The organism is Pseudomonas vranovensis DSM 16006 (assembly GCF_000425805.1).
In the GTDB taxonomy this organism is placed as follows: Bacteria; Pseudomonadota; Gammaproteobacteria; order Pseudomonadales; family Pseudomonadaceae; genus Aquipseudomonas; species Aquipseudomonas vranovensis.
The window spans coordinates 140,413-155,563 of sequence record NZ_AUED01000003.1 but is presented as its reverse complement, the minus strand read 5'-3'; the positions used below and the strand labels follow the sequence as shown (position 1 = coordinate 155,563).

Genomic DNA, 15,151 nt, shown 5'->3' with positions numbered 1-15,151 from the left:
CCTCCAGTGCGGTATCAGATACCGCCAGCAGTGAGTTTTTCCGGGTCCAGCAGCACTTCCAGCTGGCTGCGCGGCAGGTCGGTGTGCTCCAGGGCGACCTCGATGATCGGCCGCCCCTGCTTGTAGGCGGTCTTGGCAATCTCGGCAGCCTTCTGGTAGCCGATGATCGGGTTCAACGCAGTCACCAGGATCGGGTTGCGCGCCAGGGCTTCCTTGAGCTTGGGTTCGTTGACCTTGAAGCTGGCAATCGCCTTGTCGGCCAACAGGCGGCTGACGTTGGCCATCAACTCGATGCTGCTGAGCAGGTTCTGGGCAATGATCGGCAGCATCACATTGAGTTCGAAGTTGCCCGACTGGCCGGCAACGGCGATGGTCGCGTCGTTGCCGATAACCTGGGCGGCAACCATGGCAGTGGCCTCCGGAATCACCGGATTGACCTTGCCCGGCATGATCGAGGAGCCGGGCTGCAAGCCTTCAAGCTCGATCTCGCCCAGGCCCGCCAATGGCCCCGAGTTCATCCAGCGCAGGTCGTTGGCGATCTTCATCAGCGCCACCGCAGTGGTTTTAAGCTGACCGGAAAGTGCCACGGCGGTGTCCTGGGAGCCGATCAGGGCGAACAGGTTCTGCCCGGGTGTGAACGGTACCTTGGCCAGGCCGCTGAGCTGCTGACTGAAGCGCGCAGCAAACTCTGGATGGGCGTTGATACCGGTACCCACCGCCGTGCCGCCCTGGGCCAGGGACTGCAAGGCCGGCAGGGTGGCCTCGATGTGGCCGATGGCGCCGTTGATCTGGGCGGCCCAACCGCCCAGCACCTGGCTCATGCGTACCGGCATGGCGTCCATCAGGTGGGTGCGGCCAGTCTTGATGAACGGATGCACGGCCTCGGCCTTTTGCTCGATCACCTGTACCAGGTGCTTGAGCGCCGGCAGCAATTGTTCGTGCAGGGCCAGTGCGGCGCTGACATGGATAGTGGTCGGAATGATGTCGTTGCTGCTCTGGCCACAATTGACGTGGTCGTTCGGGTTGACCTTGTCGCCCAGAATCCGGGTGGCCAGTGTGGCAATCACTTCGTTGGCGTTCATGTTCGAGCTGGTGCCGGAACCGGTCTGGTAGATATCCACCGGGAAGTGCTGGATGAAGTCGCCAGCCAACAGCTGTTCCACCGCCTTGACGATGGCCGTGCCCTGCCCTTCTTCCAGTTGCTTGAGTTCGATGTTGGCCTTGGCTGCGGCGGCCTTGGCCAGCAGCAGGGCGCGAATGAACTGCGTGGGCATGCGCTGCTGGCTGATCGGGAAGTTGCTCACCGCGCGCTGGGTCTGGGCACCGTACAGGGCCTCGGCCGGCACCTGCAGTTCACCCATGCTGTCACGCTCGATTCGGGTATTACTCATCATCAAGTCCTTGCATCAGTTCAGCGAAAGAAACAGAAGGCAGCAGCGTGCAGTTCGCCAATTGCAATGCGTAAGGCTGCCAGCGCTGGCCATGCTCGCAACCATCGAGCTTGCGCAGCTGCAATAGCGGCTTCCAGGCCTGGTCCAGGCACAGGCAGCGCCAATGCCAAGGCAGCATGCGATCGCAGGCGGTATCCAGGAGCAGGCGGAAAGAGGTCAAGGCGACGGTCCAGGCAGAGGTGTCGGTGCAACACACCAGATATCGACCCTCGGCCAGGTAGTGTTCGATCAAGCGCGGTTCGTCCGGCTCCATCGCGCAACGGATACGACGACTGAGCCAGCGCCAGTTTTCGAGGTAGGGCAATTCGTGAAGGACGGGTTTCATGAACATCATCGCCTAGATAATGATATTCATTATTAAGTGATAATCAGAATCAGTTCAAGGTTGGCGAAAAAGAAAAACAAAAAAGCCCGACGCATGGGTCGGGCCTCAAATTGATATTTCCTGCAGGAGTGGGCTTGACCCGCCATCACATCTCGTCAGCGACATCGCATCGCGAGGCAAGCCTCTCCTACCTTCGGTCAGCTACCGGCAACGGTCATCCGTTCGATCAGAACGGAACCCGTATGAATGTTGCTGCGGGTTTCAAGATCATTACCGATCGCGACAATCTGCTGGAACATGTCCTTCATATTCCCGGCGATCGTTACCTCCTGGACTGCAAACTGGATCTCGCCGTTCTCAACCCAATACCCCGCCGCGCCACGAGAATAATCGCCGGTCACCATGTTCAAACCGTGTCCCATCAACTCGGTCACCAACAAACCGCGGCCCATGCGTCGAATCAATGCTGCCTGGTCTTCCACGCCATGAGTCACATACAGGTTGTGCACACCACCGGCGTTGGCGGTGCTCGGCAGGCCCAACTTGCGGCCGGAATAGGTACCCAGCACATAGGACACCAACTCACCTTTTTCGACGAACGGCTTGGCATAGGTCGCCAGGCCGTCACCATCGAATGCCGCACTGCCCAATGCACGCTGCAGGTGTGGACGCTCGTCGAGGGTCAACCAGCTGGGAAACAGGCGCTGCCCCATGGCCCCATCGAGGAACGAGGACTTGCGATACAGGTTGCCGCCCGAGATCGCCGACAGAAAGCTACCGAACAGGCCGCCGGCAAGTTCAGCCGAAAACAGCACGGGCACCTCGCAAGTGGGAACCGGGCGCGCGCCCAGGCGGCTGGCCGCCCGTTGTGCGGCGCGCTGGCCGATGCTGCGCGGGTCGGCCAGCAATTCGCCCTGGCGATTGACGTCGTACCAGTAGTCGCGCTGCATCTGCCCGTCAGCCTCAGCAATCATCACACAGCTCAGGCTGTGACGGGTGGAGGCATAGCCGCCGACGAAGCCATGGCTGTTGCCGTAAACCCGGCAGCCCTGGTGGGTATTGAGGGTTGTGCCATCGGCGTTCTTGATCCGGGCATCGGCCTCGAAGGCTGCCGCCTCACAGGCCAGGGCCTTCTCGATTGCTTGCTCGGGAGTAATGTCCCAGGCGTGATACAAGTCGAAATCCGGCAAGTCCCGCGCCATCAGGGCAGGGTCGGCAAGCCCCGCGCATTCGTCTTCAGACGTGTGCTTGGCGATTGCCAACGCTGCAGCGACCGTCTCGCGAATCGCCTCGGCGCCGCTGGCCGAGGTACTGGCCGAGCCTTTGCGCTGGCCCACATACAAGGTGATGCCGAACCCCTGGTCGCGGTTGAACTCGACGGTTTCCACTTCGCGCTGGCGCACCGAGGTCGACAGCCCCTGCTCCAGCGACACCGCCACTTCACAGGCGCTGGCGCCCTGGCGCCTGGCTTCGGCGATGATCTGTTCGACCTGTTCCTGCAACGCCGGCAGGGCCTGTGGACCTACGCTCTGGTCTGCACTCATGGTTTTCTCCACTCAAATTCTGCGTTCGGCGAGGGTCTTGCTACGACCGGGCCGGACAAGCGGCCCCCGACTGGTTATCATGGCGGCGATTCTCAGCGGACTGCCCCCATGGTTGATTCTTACGACAACGCCTTTGATGGCGAAAAAAGCAAAACCCAGGTCAAGCGCGAGATGCAGGCGCTGGTCGATATGGGCGAGCGTCTCACTACGCTCAAGCCCGACACCCTGGCCAAACTGCCCTTGACCGACGAACTGCGCTCGGCACTTGAAGAGCACAAGAAGCACACGGCAAACGAGGCCAAACGGCGACATCGGTCGTTCATCGGCAAGCTGATGCGCGACCAGGACATCGAGGCCATCACTGCGCTTCTTGACCAACTCGACGCGTCCTCCCGCCAGTACAACGAGCGTTTCCACAACCTCGAACGCTGGCGCGACCGGCTGATCGATGGCACCGACGAAGTCCTGGAGAAATTTGTCCAGGAGTACGCCGAGGCGGATCGACAGCAACTGCGCTCGCTGATCCGGCAGGCCCAGCACGAGCTGAAGACCAACAAGACGCCTACCGCCAGCCGCAAGATCTTCAAATACATCCGCGAACTCGACGAAACCCAACGCGGCCTGCGTTGATCTTCGCAACCGGGCAGGCGCCCTGCCCGCCCGGTGTCATTTTCATGCGCCCGTGCCACCCACGGTGATCGCATCGATCTTCAGGGTCGGCTGGCCAACGCCAACCGGTACCGACTGACCGTCCTTGCCGCAGGTACCCACACCGCTGTCCAGGGACAGGTCATTACCGACCATCGACACCCGACTCATGGCTTCCGGACCGTTGCCGATCAGGGTCGCGCCCTTGACGGGAGCGGTAATCTTGCCGTCTTCGATCAGGTAGGCCTCGCTGGTGGAGAACACGAACTTGCCGCTGGTGATATCCACCTGGCCACCGCCGAGGTTGGCGCAGTAGATGCCTTTTTTCACCGAGGCGATGATTTCCGCCGGATCGCTGTCGCCTGCGCGCATGTAGGTGTTGGTCATGCGCGGCATTGGCAGGTGCGCATAAGACTCACGACGCCCGTTGCCGGTGACGGCCATGCCCATCAGGCGAGCATTGAGCTTGTCCTGCATGTAGCCCTTGAGGATGCCGTTCTCGATCAGGGTGGTGCATTCAGTCGGGGTGCCCTCGTCATCCACGCTCAACGAACCGCGGCGACCCTCCAGGGTGCCGTCATCAACGATGGTGCACAGGCTGGACGCAACCTTCTCGCCCATATGGCCACTGTAGGCCGAACTGCCCTTGCGATTGAAGTCACCTTCAAGGCCGTGGCCGACGGCCTCATGCAACAGCACGCCAGACCAGCCTGACCCCAGTACCACAGGCAGGGTGCCTGCCGGCGCTGGAATGGCTTCGAGGTTGACCAGCGCCTGGCGCAACGCTTCACGGGCAAAGCCCATGACCCGTTCATCGGTGAAATAGCGGTAGTCGGTACGGCCGCCCCCCCCGTGGCCGCCGCGCTCCCGCCGGCCATTCTGCTCGACGATCACGCTGACGTTGAAACGCACCAGAGGACGCACATCGGCAGCCAGGCTGCCATCGGCGGCGGCAATCAGGATGCGTTCCCAGACCCCGGCCATGCTCACAGTGACCTGCTGGATACGCGGGTCCAGCGCACGGGTGGCTGCGTCGACACGCTTGAGCAGCTCGACTTTTTCGGCACGGCTGATCACTTCGAGCGGGTTATCGGCGCCATAGAGTTGCGTGACGTCCTGGCTCTTGAACGCCTGGACACTGCCATTCTGCCCCGCACGGGAGATCGAGCGCGCCGCACGGGCTGCCGAGGTCAGGGCTTCGAGGTTGATGGCGTTGCTGTAGGCAAAACCGGTTTTCTCGCCTGACTGGGCCCGTACGCCCACGCCCTGGTCGAGATTGAAACTGCCTTCTTTGACAATCCCGTCTTCGAGTGCCCAGGACTCGGAAATCTGCCCCTGGAAATACAGGTCGGCCGCATCGATGCCCGGCCCGGCCAACTCGCCCAGTACCGACTGCAGGCTGTCGAGGGTCAATCCCCCTGGCGCCAGCAGGTGCTCGCTGACAGTGGATAACATCTCGCTCATAGTCACTCCGAGGTGTGCGCAGGCCGCAAAGCGTCCTGCGAGAAAAAGCGCCGGTGCAACGCCACCGGCATCCGCGCCCGAATGGACGCCTGTTCGCTGCTGTCGCGTTCACCCAGCAGCACCGCTTCGCCGCTGTCCTGTTCGGCGACGATCCGCCCCCAGGGATCGACGATGGCGGCATGACCATAAGTTTCCCGTGGTCCCGGGTGTGTTCCGCCCTGGGCAGCGGCCAGCACATAGCATTGGGTTTCGATCGCCCGGGCACGTATCAACACTTCCCAGTGCGCCGCCCCGGTCACTGCGGTAAACGCCGCAGGCGCGCTGATCAGCTCGGCACCGGCCTGGCGCAAGACACTGTACAGCTCCGGGAAGCGCAGGTCGTAGCACACGCTCAAGCCCAGCCGCCCCACGGGGGTGTCAGCCACCACCACCTGACTGCCATGGGCATAGTCATCAGACTCCCGATAACGGCCACGGTTGTCGGCCACATCGACATCGAACAAGTGCAGCTTGTCGTATCGGGCCACGGTGTCGCCATGTTCGTCGATCAACAGTGAACAGGCATGGGACTTGGCTTCAGGCTGACCGACAGGCGGCAAAGGAATGGTACCGGCCACCACCCATAACTTGAGGTCGCGGGCGGTCTGTTTCAACCAGGGCAGGATCGGCCCTTCTCCCGTGGCTTCGGCGCGCCCGATGGCGGCGCTGTCGCGACGCCCCATGGCGGCAAAATTCTCCGGCAACACGGCCAGCCGGGCGCCACCTGCCGCGGCTTGTTCAAGCAAATGCCTGGCGTGTACCAAGTTGGCCTGAACATCGCTCTGGCTGACCATCTGGATCACCGCTGACTTCATGCACGCTCCTGGCTTCACTTCTCGAAAGGCTTCACAAAGCTGATTTTAGGCTCTTTCCACGGACCTTCGATGCGATAGTGAACGCTGGCATAGCGGGCTACGCGGTCGCCAAGCAGGCGGTCAACGAGAAACAGCGCACCACCGACCGCCGGCGCGCCGACAATCAGGGCAGCCAACGGCAAGTTATTGGTCACCGGCAGCGTGACCTGCAGATTGGCATCGACCCGGTCGCGGACCATGTCGAGCGTGCCATCGAGCTCAAGGTTGCTCGATGGACCGGTCAGGGTAATGGGCTCGCGGGTCACGTACACCCCTTCGCTGGCTACCAGCAGCCCTTTGACCCGGTCATAGCTCAAGCCTTTGTCGACCAGGTCGGAGAAGTCCAGCCGCAGGCGCCGGCCGATCGAGTTGAAGTTGAGCAGGCCAAACACCCGCAGCGCCTGGGCGCCGCCCTCGACCTCGACGAACTGCCCCTTGCGCAACGCCGCATCGAGACTGCCGGAGAATCGACCCAGCCCCACCCAGGCGGGTGAACCCGGCCAGCGGCCGTCGACATCCAGACGAAAATCGCGACTGGTAACGGTCGGGGCGAAATTCCAGGCCTTGAGCACGTCGGCCAGGTTCTTACCTTCCAGACGGCCCTTGTACCAGCTGCTGCTTGCACCCGGGGCGCCCTCCCAGCCCGCATTGCCATCAATGATCAGGCCCTTGAGGCTCAAGTCCAGATCGTTCAGGGCAATCCCCTTGGCCGTGGAACGCACCTTCAGGGCAACACTGCCCAGCAGGTCATCTCCGCGAAACAGCTTGTCGATGGTCAGGTCGATGGAGGGGATTTTACGCGGGTCGATATCGGCCATCGGATCGGGGGCGTTGGGCGAAGCAATTTCGGCAGGATCAGCGGCTGGCAGGTGGATGGTCTGCAGGTTGACCACCATCGGAGCACCCTTGGCGTCGGGAATACGTGCGTTGCCGATAACCTCTCTACTGTCCAGGCGCAGCGCCCAGTTGTTGCTGTTGCGGTCCAGGCGTACCACGGCCTGGTTCAAGGTCAGCCCGCCACCTTGCAGCTTGCCGATGCTCAGGTCAGCACCGCGTAGCAACTGGCGGGCATTACCGCTCGGATCATTGCCGGCCAGTCCGCCCAGCTGTTGCTGCCAAGGCTTGAGGTCAAGCTCGGCCAGCCGTCCACGGACGCTCACTCCCTGGCCGGACGGCAGTTGTGGATTGCCGCCACCGAACAGCAGTTCGCCGCGCCCTTGGTCGAGTTTGTCCATGGGAGCGGCGTAAATCAGGCTGGCAACATTGGCGTAACTGGCGCCAAATCGCCGCTCGGCCCCTTGCAAGGTCATGGTGAACTGGCTGTCTCGGGTTTCATCTGCCGTTTTGCCAATGGGCGCAGGCAGATTGATTGCCAGGCCCTTGAGGCTGGAGTCGACCTTCAGCTCATTGTCGCGGCTCCCCAGCTTCAGCTGCAGTTGGTAGGGCAGATCGCCGGCTATCGGCAAGGTCTGCGTGACCTTCAGCCAGTCGGTCAGCGCCTTGAGTGCAACCTGACCCTTGGCTTCTATGCGGCTTTGTATCTCGCCTGGCTTACCTTCGGCAAAAATCTGCGCGGTCATCGGTTTGTCGAACACTCTGGCACTGATGTTCTGACCGCTGAGCCCCTTGTTGTAATCGAAGCGGAAGGCACCCTTGAGCTGTTTCAACTCAAGCACCGGAGCCGCAATTTTCAGGCGGGCATCGTTGGTGTCGAAATCCACGACCACCTTAGGGTGCTCGCCCTTGGCCAGGGGAATATCCAGCTTCAGCTTGCCCTTGAGGCCGCCCTGCCCCTCCCAGCCCGCAAACATCGCCGCGGTACCGATCGGTGCCTCCTGGAGGATTTTCAAGCCATCGCCCAGGCCTCCATCGAAGCCCCCATCCAGATACATGTGGCTGTTCTGGCCGCTGGGAACATGGGGGATGTTGACCTGCACGTCATTCACTTGGGTATCGAGCAGTTGGCCACGCTTGGCAGTGATCCTCACGCCATTGTCGTCGATATACACGTCACCATCGACCTTCTGGACCTGTGGCCAACCTGGCTGGAAGTCCAGCGCGGCATCATGCACCTTGAAGAACAGGCTGATACTGCGCGCCTGCTCCGCGGCACCATGATTGAGCGAACCTTGATACTGGAAATAACCCTCATCGACCGCGCCTTTGAGAATGGCGGTGCGCAACCATTCATCAAGGGCCGGGCTCAGTACCTCCGGCAGGTACTTGGCGGTGTATCGCCCATCACCCTCGACCAGGCCGACGCGCAGGTCCATGTAGTCTTCCTGCCCCTCTTCAAACAGCAGGCGAATGAGAAAATCACCGGCAATCTTGCCCTCTTCGCCCAGTACCTTCAGGTAGGGCGCGATCAGGGTGAAGCCGTCCTGATCCAGGCGCCAGGTCAGGCGCGCGTTGGCTTTCTGGTATTGCCAAGGTTTGGCGAAGATCGGATACAGGTGCAGCATGAAGGCATCGGTATCCAGGCGCAGTTCGCCATGCCCCAGGTCACCGCTGACACTGCCGCTGACATTCCCCGCCGCCGGGGCACCGTGGTAGGCGTTGAAGCCGATTCGCTCCAGATTGGCGGCAAAATTCAAGCGCTGATCGCCAGCAGCCTTGGGGCGAACATCTACCAGCACATTGCGCAAACTCCCGGTGACTTTCAGCCCCTGGACCACGGCCATGGCCCGTTCCGGCAAAGGTGCCAGAGATTCGACCAGGGGTGTGAGCGGGGTCAGGTTCAGGCGGTCTGCCTGGATTTTCCAGGTTTCCTCGACGCCCTCACTCGCGGCGACCTGATTCAATTGCAGGTGCGACTCCCAGCGCGTTTTGCCCAGGCTCATGGCCAGGGAGTCGAGTTTCACATCGAAACCGTGTGCCTGGCGCTGGAACCAGCCATTGAGCGCTACGTTTTCCACCTTGGCCTCTTCGCGGCCGGTATAAGCACCCCGCAACTGCGGCGCGTTTAGACGTACCGTGGCGTTTTGCAGTTGCCCCTTGCCCCAGTTCAGCCAGAACTCGCCGCCGGCCTTGAGCTCCTTGGCTTGCCATTGACCCAGCAAACGGGGCGGCACCCAGCGCGCCCAATCGCTCTGGGGCAGGCTGAGGTAGGCTTCGACTTCACCGTCACGCCAGTGGGCTGCACGGACACGACTGCGCAGACTCATCGCCACGGGTTGGCCGTCAGGCAAGGTCAGGCGTGCGTCCAGACGCTGGCGTACGCTGCCGGTCTGCAGGCCAACGTTGACATAGGTGAGGGTCATGGGGTCGCGCTGGAACGGCTCGAGGGTGACCTGGCTGTCGACGATCGTGACCTTCGACACCACCTGCATACGCTGCAGCAGTTGCTCAGGGTCCAGAGGCTGGTCATCGGTTTTCGGCAGACCATCAAGTGCCCAGGCGCCGTTTTCATCTTCGTGCAGGCTCAGGTGCAAGCCACCGACTTCGAGATTGGCCAGGCGCACCTGACGCTCGGTCAGGCTGGCCCACAGGTCTGGAACCACTTTGACGCCGTCCAGGCGCAACGCCGTTGTGCCCTCGCCAACCTGGATGTCATTGACCAGCAGCACCGGTGCCAAGCCACTCCAGCGCCCTTCCAGGCTGCCGATGTGCACGGGCAAGCCCAAGGCCTGCTCGGCCTTGTCTTCAACTTCAGCGCGGTATTCGGCTACCAGGGGCACCAGCTGTCGGCCAAGGCTGACATACAGCGCCACCAGCACAGCCAGCAAGGCACAGATCCCCAGGCCCCAGCGGGTCATGGCGCCTAGAACGCGCATCAGACGTTCCATGGCAATGGCCCTCCAAGTCGTGCCTTAACTATGGCCGCAACCGGGCGCTTTGCCACCCGGCCTTGCGGCCAGGTGCAATCAGACTGCGTCAGAGCAGCACCACATCGTATTGTTCCTGGGAATACATGGACTCGACCTGAAAGCGGATGGTTCGTCCGATGAAGGTTTCAAGCTCGGCGACGTTCCCCGACTCCTCATCCAGCAGGCGATCCACCACCTTTTGATTGGCCAGCACTCTATAGCCTTCGGCCTGGTAGGCACGGGCTTCGCGAAGGATTTCGCGGAAAATCTCGTAACAAACTGTCTCGGGAGTTTTCAGCTTGCCGCGACCCTGGCAGCACAGGCACGGCTCACACAACACCTGCTCCAGGCTTTCACGGGTGCGCTTGCGCGTCATCTGCACCAGGCCCAGCTCGGTGATGCCGATGATGTTGGTCTTGGCGTGATCGCGTTCCAGCTGCTTTTCCAGGGTGCGCAGCACCTGGCGCTGGTGCTCCTCATCTTCCATGTCGATGAAGTCGATGATGATGATCCCGCCGATGTTGCGCAGGCGAAGCTGCCGGGCGATGGCGGTGGCCGCTTCCAGGTTGGTCTTGAAGATGGTCTCTTCAAGGTTGCGGTGCCCGACAAAAGCGCCGGTGTTGACGTCGATGGTGGTCATCGCTTCAGCCGGATCGACCACCAGGTAGCCGCCGGATTTGAGCGGTACCTTGCGCTCCAGGGCGCGCTGGATCTCGTCTTCCACACCATAGAGATCGAAGATCGGCCGCTCGCCCGGATAGTGCTCCAGGCGATCGGCGATTTCCGGCATCAGTTCGGCGACGAACTGCGTGGTCTTCTGGAAGGTTTCCCGGGAGTCGATGCGGATTTTCTCGATCTTCGGGTTGACCAGGTCGCGCAACGTGCGCAGGGCCAGGCCCAGGTCTTCGTAGATTTCCGTTGGCGCGCCGACGGTCTTGATCTGGGCGCCGATCTGGTCCCAGAGCCTGCGCAGGTAGCGGATATCCATCAGGATCTCGTCGGCACCGGCACCTTCGGCCGCAGTCCGCAAGATAAAGCCCCCTGCGTCCTGGATGTTCTCCTGGGCCACGCAGTCGGTAACCACCTGCTTGAGGCGTTCCCGTTCGGCTTCGTCTTCGATCTTCAGGGAAATACCAACGTGGCTGGTGCGCGGCATATACACCAGGTAACGCGAGGGAATCGACAGTTGCGTGGTCAGCCGCGCGCCTTTGGAGCCAATCGGATCCTTGGTGACCTGCACCACCAGGCTCTGGCCTTCATGCACCAGGGCACTGATGCTCTCCACGGCCGAGCCTTCGCGCTGGGAAATTTCCGAGGCGTGGATGAAGGCGGCGCGGTCCAGGCCGATGTCGACAAATGCAGCCTGCATTCCAGGCAGCACACGAACCACCTTGCCCTTGTAGATGTTGCCGACAATGCCGCGCCGCTGGGTACGCTCTACATGCACTTCCTGAAGAACACCGTTCTCCACCACCGCCACGCGTGATTCCATCGGTGTGATATTGATCAGAATCTCTTCACTCATGGCAGGCTCTCGTCAAAGGACTTCAGTAATGATGGATCGCTCGCAGGCGACTGGCTAGCAGCTGTCCGGTGTGTCCTCGCTCAACGGGCCGACAACGGTTGCCAGCAAGGAATGGCGAATTGGCTGAGCAGCTCGGCAGTTTCACTCAAGGGTAAACCGACCACCGCTGAATAACTGCCTTCGATTCGCTGCACGAACACCGCGCCCAGACCCTGAATCGCGTAGCTGCCTGCCTTGTCCAGCGGCTCGCCGCTGTCCCAGTAGGCCTGTGCTTCTTGTTGGGTAATGTGACGAAACCGAACCTGGCTGGCAACGCAGACACTCAGGCAACGCTCCCGGTCGGCAACCGCCACGGCGGTCAGTACCTGATGTTCGCGGCCGGACAAGGCCGCCAGCATGGCCAGAGCATCCTCACGGTCGGCGGGCTTGCCCAGAATGCGTCCGTCCAATACCACTGCGGTGTCGGCGCCCAGGACGGCAAACGTTCCGTCCGTGGCCGGGCCTGCCAAGGAGGCCATGCCGGCTGCGGCCTTGTCCCGCGCCAGGCGTTCGACATAGGCAGGCGCGGCTTCGCCCGACAAAGGGCTTTCGTCGATCGAAGCGCTCAACGCAGTAAATGGAATGCCGATCTGGGTCAGCAACTCACGGCGGCGGGGTGAACCAGAGGCCAGGTACAGCAGGGTCATCGTGACTTCTCCCTGTCAACGTCGGGTAGCGGGCTCAGTTGATACCCAGGCGCAATCGCAGTCCGCGCAGGCCATAACTGACCCACGGCCAGAGCAAAGCGCTGATGACCGCCGACCAGATCAGCGCCAGGGTCGGCAGACGATTGCCGGTCAGGGCGCTAAGCCACAGTTGCACCAGCTGTGCCAGACCGAAGATCACCAGGATCACCAGGCTTTGCTGCCACATCGGGAACATCCGCAGGCGTTGCTGCAACGACAGCACCAGGAAGGTAATCAAGGTCAGGACCAGGGCGTTCTGCCCCAGCAAGGTGCCGTACAACACGTCCTCGGCAAGGCCCAGGACAAATGCAGTGGTCATGCCGACTTTATGTGGCAGGGCCAGGGTCCAGAAGGCCAACAGCAGCGCCAGCCACATCGGCCGGAACACCTCCATGAACTGCGGCAACGGCGAAACGCTGAGCAGCAGGCCAACGACAAAGGTCAGCCAGACCACCCAGCCGTTTCGGCTGCGAGTACTTACCATCAGTTTCTCTCCCGGGAAGGGGGTGCCGCAGTGCCGCTGGCCGCTGCCGGCGTTGCTGCGGGCGCTGCCGTTGCAGGCGCCGCTGTCGGTGCCACGTTGGCAGGCGTTGCCGGGGTGCTAGTGGCCGCGGGTGCAGGTGCAGTTGGAGTCGCGCCGGGCGCAACCGGCTCGGTGGCCCCGGGCAGACCTTGTCGATCTGCGGCTTCCTGGGCCATCGCGGCATCGCTCGCGCGCTGCTCGGGGGTGCGGCTGTCGGTGAACACCAGCAACAGGTAGCGGCTGCGATTGAGTGCAGCGGTGGGGATGGCCCGGACAATGGCGAACGGCTGCCCGGAGTCGTGGATCACTTCCTTGACCGTGGCCACCGGATAACCGGCCGGAAAACGCTGCCCCAGGCCAGAACTGACCAACAGGTCGCCTTCCTTGATGTCGGCGGTGTCGGCGACATGGCGCAGTTCCAGGCGCTCGGGATTACCGGTACCACTGGCGATGGCCCGCAAACCGTTGCGATTGACCTGCACAGGAATACTGTGGGTGGTATCGGTCAGCAGCAGGACGCGAGCGGTATAGGGCATCAGCTCCACCACCTGCCCCATCAGGCCACGGGCATCGAGCACCGGCTGGCCCAGGACCACGCCGTCACGCTCGCCCTTGTTGATCAGGATACGGTGGGTGAACGGGTTGGGGTCGACACCGATCAACTCGGCGACCTCGACCTTCTCATTGACCAATGCCGAGGAGTTGAGCAACTCGCGCAGGCGCACGTTCTGCTCGGTCAAGGCCGCGAGCTTCTGCACGCGCCCTTGCATCAGCAAGGCTTCGGTCTTGAGTTTTTCGTTCTCGGCGATCAGCTCGGTACGGCTGCCGAACTGGCCGGCGATACCCTGCCACAGGCTCTGCGGCAAGTCGGTGATGTGGTACGACTCCATCAGGACCAGTCCCATCTGGCTGCGCACCGGTTTGAGCAGGGTGAAGCGCGCATCGACCACCATCAGGGTGATCGACAGCACAACCAGCACCAGCAGGCGTACGCCCAGCGAAGGGCCCTTGGCGAAAAGCGGTTTAATGGGCCGCTCCTCGTGGACGACTATTCAAGAGGTCATTCATACGGCAATGCACCGGCCTGCTTGTGGATTGACGGAAAATGACGCCCACACGGACGTCAGCCCAGCACATACAGGTAGCACTGTGGGCACTACCTGTAAACCGGGGCGGCATGTTTGCTGCAGCCAGCTTATTCGCTGGAGAGCAGGTCCATGGTGTGTTTGTCCATCATTTCCAGGGCGCGACCGCCGCCACGGGCGACACAGGTCAGCGGGTCTTCGGCAACGATGACCGGCAGGCCGGTTTCCTGGGCCAGCAGCTTGTCCAGGTCGCGCAGCAGTGCGCCACCACCGGTCAGCACCAGGCCACGCTCGGCGATGTCCGAGGCGAGTTCCGGCGGCGACTGCTCCAGGGCGCTCTTGACCGCCTGGACGATAGTTGCCAGCGACTCTTGCAGGGCTTCGAGCACTTCGTTGGAGTTCAGGGTGAAGGCACGTGGCACACCCTCGGCGAGGTTACGGCCGCGAACATCGACTTCACGGACTTCGCCACCCGGATAGGCAGTACCGATTTCCTGCTTGATGCGCTCGGCGGTGGATTCGCCGATCAGGCTGCCGTAGTTGCGGCGCACGTAGGTCACGATCGCTTCGTCGAAACGGTCGCCGCCCACCCGTACGGATTCGGCATAGACCACACCATTCAGGGAGATCAGCGCAATTTCAGTGGTGCCGCCACCGATATCGACGACCATCGAACCGCGGGCTTCCTCGACCGGCAGGCCGGCACCGATGGCGGCGGCCATTGGCTCTTCGATCAGGAACACTTCGCGGGCGCCGGCGCCCAGCGCCGACTCACGAATGGCACGACGCTCGACCTGGGTCGATTTGCACGGCACGCAGATCAGCACCCGAGGGCTAGGCTGCAGGAAGCTGTTCTCGTGAACCTTGTTGATAAAATACTGCAGCATTTTTTCGCAGACGCTGAAGTCGGCGATCACGCCGTCCTTCATCGGACGAATGGCAGCAATGTTGCCAGGTGTACGGCCCAACATGCGCTTGGCTTCAGTACCGACAGCGACGACACTTTTCTGGTTGCCGTGAGTACGAATGGCCACAACCGATGGCTCATTCAGGACGATACCGCGCTCACGCACGTAAATAAGGGTGTTGGCAGTGCCCAGGTCGATGGAAAGATCGCTGGAAAACATGCCACGCAGTTTCTTGAACATGGGAAAGTGACCCT

General features: G+C 62.0%; 12 protein-coding genes. 1 reads left to right on the top strand and 11 read right to left on the bottom strand.

The window, feature by feature from the left end; all coding sequences use genetic code 11:
- Nucleotides 1–14: 14 nt before the first annotated feature.
- The 3 genes from H621_RS0107705 to pmbA all read right to left on the bottom strand — a co-directional run bounded on the left by H621_RS0107705 (nt 15) and on the right by pmbA (nt 3,320).
- Nucleotides 15–1,391: a class II fumarate hydratase gene (locus H621_RS0107705; protein WP_028942824.1), complete on the bottom strand. Its 1,377-nt coding sequence runs from the start codon at nt 1,389–1,391 to the stop codon at nt 15–17.
- Nucleotides 1,384–1,785, bottom strand: coding sequence for a hypothetical protein (locus H621_RS0107700; RefSeq protein WP_028942823.1), 402 nt, complete (start codon nt 1,783–1,785; stop codon nt 1,384–1,386). The genes H621_RS0107705 and H621_RS0107700 overlap by 8 nt, the downstream gene beginning before the upstream one ends.
- A 188-nt stretch (nt 1,786–1,973) precedes the next feature.
- On the bottom strand, nt 1,974–3,320 hold the full coding sequence (gene pmbA / locus H621_RS0107695; RefSeq protein WP_028942822.1) for a metalloprotease PmbA: 1,347 nt from the start codon (nt 3,318–3,320) through the stop codon (nt 1,974–1,976).
- 108 nt (nt 3,321–3,428) lie between these two features.
- Between pmbA and yjgA the strand changes: the two genes are divergently transcribed.
- Nucleotides 3,429–3,950 (top strand): ribosome biogenesis factor YjgA, encoded by a 522-nt coding sequence (yjgA, locus tag H621_RS0107690; RefSeq protein ID WP_028942821.1) that lies wholly within the window; start codon nt 3,429–3,431, stop codon nt 3,948–3,950.
- Between the two features lie 42 nt (nt 3,951–3,992).
- Here the strand turns inward: yjgA and tldD are convergent, their stop codons facing one another.
- From tldD to mreB, 8 genes are all read right to left on the bottom strand, one after another.
- Complete coding sequence (gene tldD, locus H621_RS0107685; RefSeq protein WP_028942820.1) at nt 3,993–5,432, bottom strand: metalloprotease TldD; 1,440 nt, start codon at nt 5,430–5,432, stop codon at nt 3,993–3,995.
- Nucleotides 5,433–5,434: 2 nt separating this feature from the next.
- On the bottom strand, nt 5,435–6,286 hold the full coding sequence (locus tag H621_RS0107680; protein WP_028942819.1) for a carbon-nitrogen hydrolase family protein: 852 nt from the start codon (nt 6,284–6,286) through the stop codon (nt 5,435–5,437).
- Nucleotides 6,287–6,300: 14 nt separating this feature from the next.
- Complete coding sequence (locus tag H621_RS0107675; RefSeq protein ID WP_028942818.1) at nt 6,301–10,110, bottom strand: YhdP family protein; 3,810 nt, start codon at nt 10,108–10,110, stop codon at nt 6,301–6,303.
- Between the two features lie 88 nt (nt 10,111–10,198).
- Nucleotides 10,199–11,656: a ribonuclease G gene (gene rng, locus H621_RS0107670; protein WP_028942817.1), complete on the bottom strand. Its 1,458-nt coding sequence runs from the start codon at nt 11,654–11,656 to the stop codon at nt 10,199–10,201.
- Nucleotides 11,657–11,736: 80 nt separating this feature from the next.
- On the bottom strand, nt 11,737–12,342 hold the full coding sequence (locus tag H621_RS0107665) for a Maf family protein (RefSeq protein ID WP_028942816.1): 606 nt from the start codon (nt 12,340–12,342) through the stop codon (nt 11,737–11,739).
- Between the two features lie 34 nt (nt 12,343–12,376).
- Nucleotides 12,377–12,865, bottom strand: coding sequence for a rod shape-determining protein MreD (gene mreD, locus H621_RS0107660; RefSeq protein ID WP_028942815.1), 489 nt, complete (start codon nt 12,863–12,865; stop codon nt 12,377–12,379).
- On the bottom strand, nt 12,865–13,902 hold the full coding sequence (gene mreC / locus H621_RS0107655) for a rod shape-determining protein MreC (RefSeq protein WP_245219039.1): 1,038 nt from the start codon (nt 13,900–13,902) through the stop codon (nt 12,865–12,867). Before mreC ends, mreD begins: the two co-directional genes overlap by 1 nt.
- Nucleotides 13,903–14,099: 197 nt before the next feature.
- Nucleotides 14,100–15,137 (bottom strand): rod shape-determining protein MreB, encoded by a 1,038-nt coding sequence (gene mreB / locus H621_RS0107650; RefSeq protein ID WP_008371426.1) that lies wholly within the window; start codon nt 15,135–15,137, stop codon nt 14,100–14,102.
- Between the last annotated feature and the right edge of the window lie 14 nt (nt 15,138–15,151).

Bases quoted from the DNA above. Each gene is read 5' to 3' on its own strand.
- rng (WP_028942817.1), bottom strand. From the start codon at position 11,656: ATGAGTGAAGAGATTCTGATCAATATCACACCGATGGAATCACGCGTG.
- mreB (WP_008371426.1), bottom strand. From the start codon at position 15,137: ATGTTCAAGAAACTGCGTGGCATGTTTTCCAGCGATCTTTCCATCGAC.
- tldD (WP_028942820.1), bottom strand. From the start codon at position 5,432: ATGAGCGAGATGTTATCCACTGTCAGCGAGCACCTGCTGGCGCCAGGG.
- pmbA (WP_028942822.1), bottom strand. From the start codon at position 3,320: ATGAGTGCAGACCAGAGCGTAGGTCCACAGGCCCTGCCGGCGTTGCAG.
- mreD (WP_028942815.1), bottom strand. From the start codon at position 12,865: ATGGTAAGTACTCGCAGCCGAAACGGCTGGGTGGTCTGGCTGACCTTT.
- H621_RS0107700 (WP_028942823.1), bottom strand. From the start codon at position 1,785: ATGATGTTCATGAAACCCGTCCTTCACGAATTGCCCTACCTCGAAAAC.
- H621_RS0107705 (WP_028942824.1), bottom strand. From the start codon at position 1,391: ATGAGTAATACCCGAATCGAGCGTGACAGCATGGGTGAACTGCAGGTG.
- H621_RS0107675 (WP_028942818.1), bottom strand. From the start codon at position 10,110: ATGGAACGTCTGATGCGCGTTCTAGGCGCCATGACCCGCTGGGGCCTG.
- H621_RS0107680 (WP_028942819.1), bottom strand. From the start codon at position 6,286: ATGAAGTCAGCGGTGATCCAGATGGTCAGCCAGAGCGATGTTCAGGCC.
- H621_RS0107665 (WP_028942816.1), bottom strand. From the start codon at position 12,342: ATGACCCTGCTGTACCTGGCCTCTGGTTCACCCCGCCGCCGTGAGTTG.
- yjgA (WP_028942821.1), top strand. From the start codon at position 3,429: ATGGTTGATTCTTACGACAACGCCTTTGATGGCGAAAAAAGCAAAACC.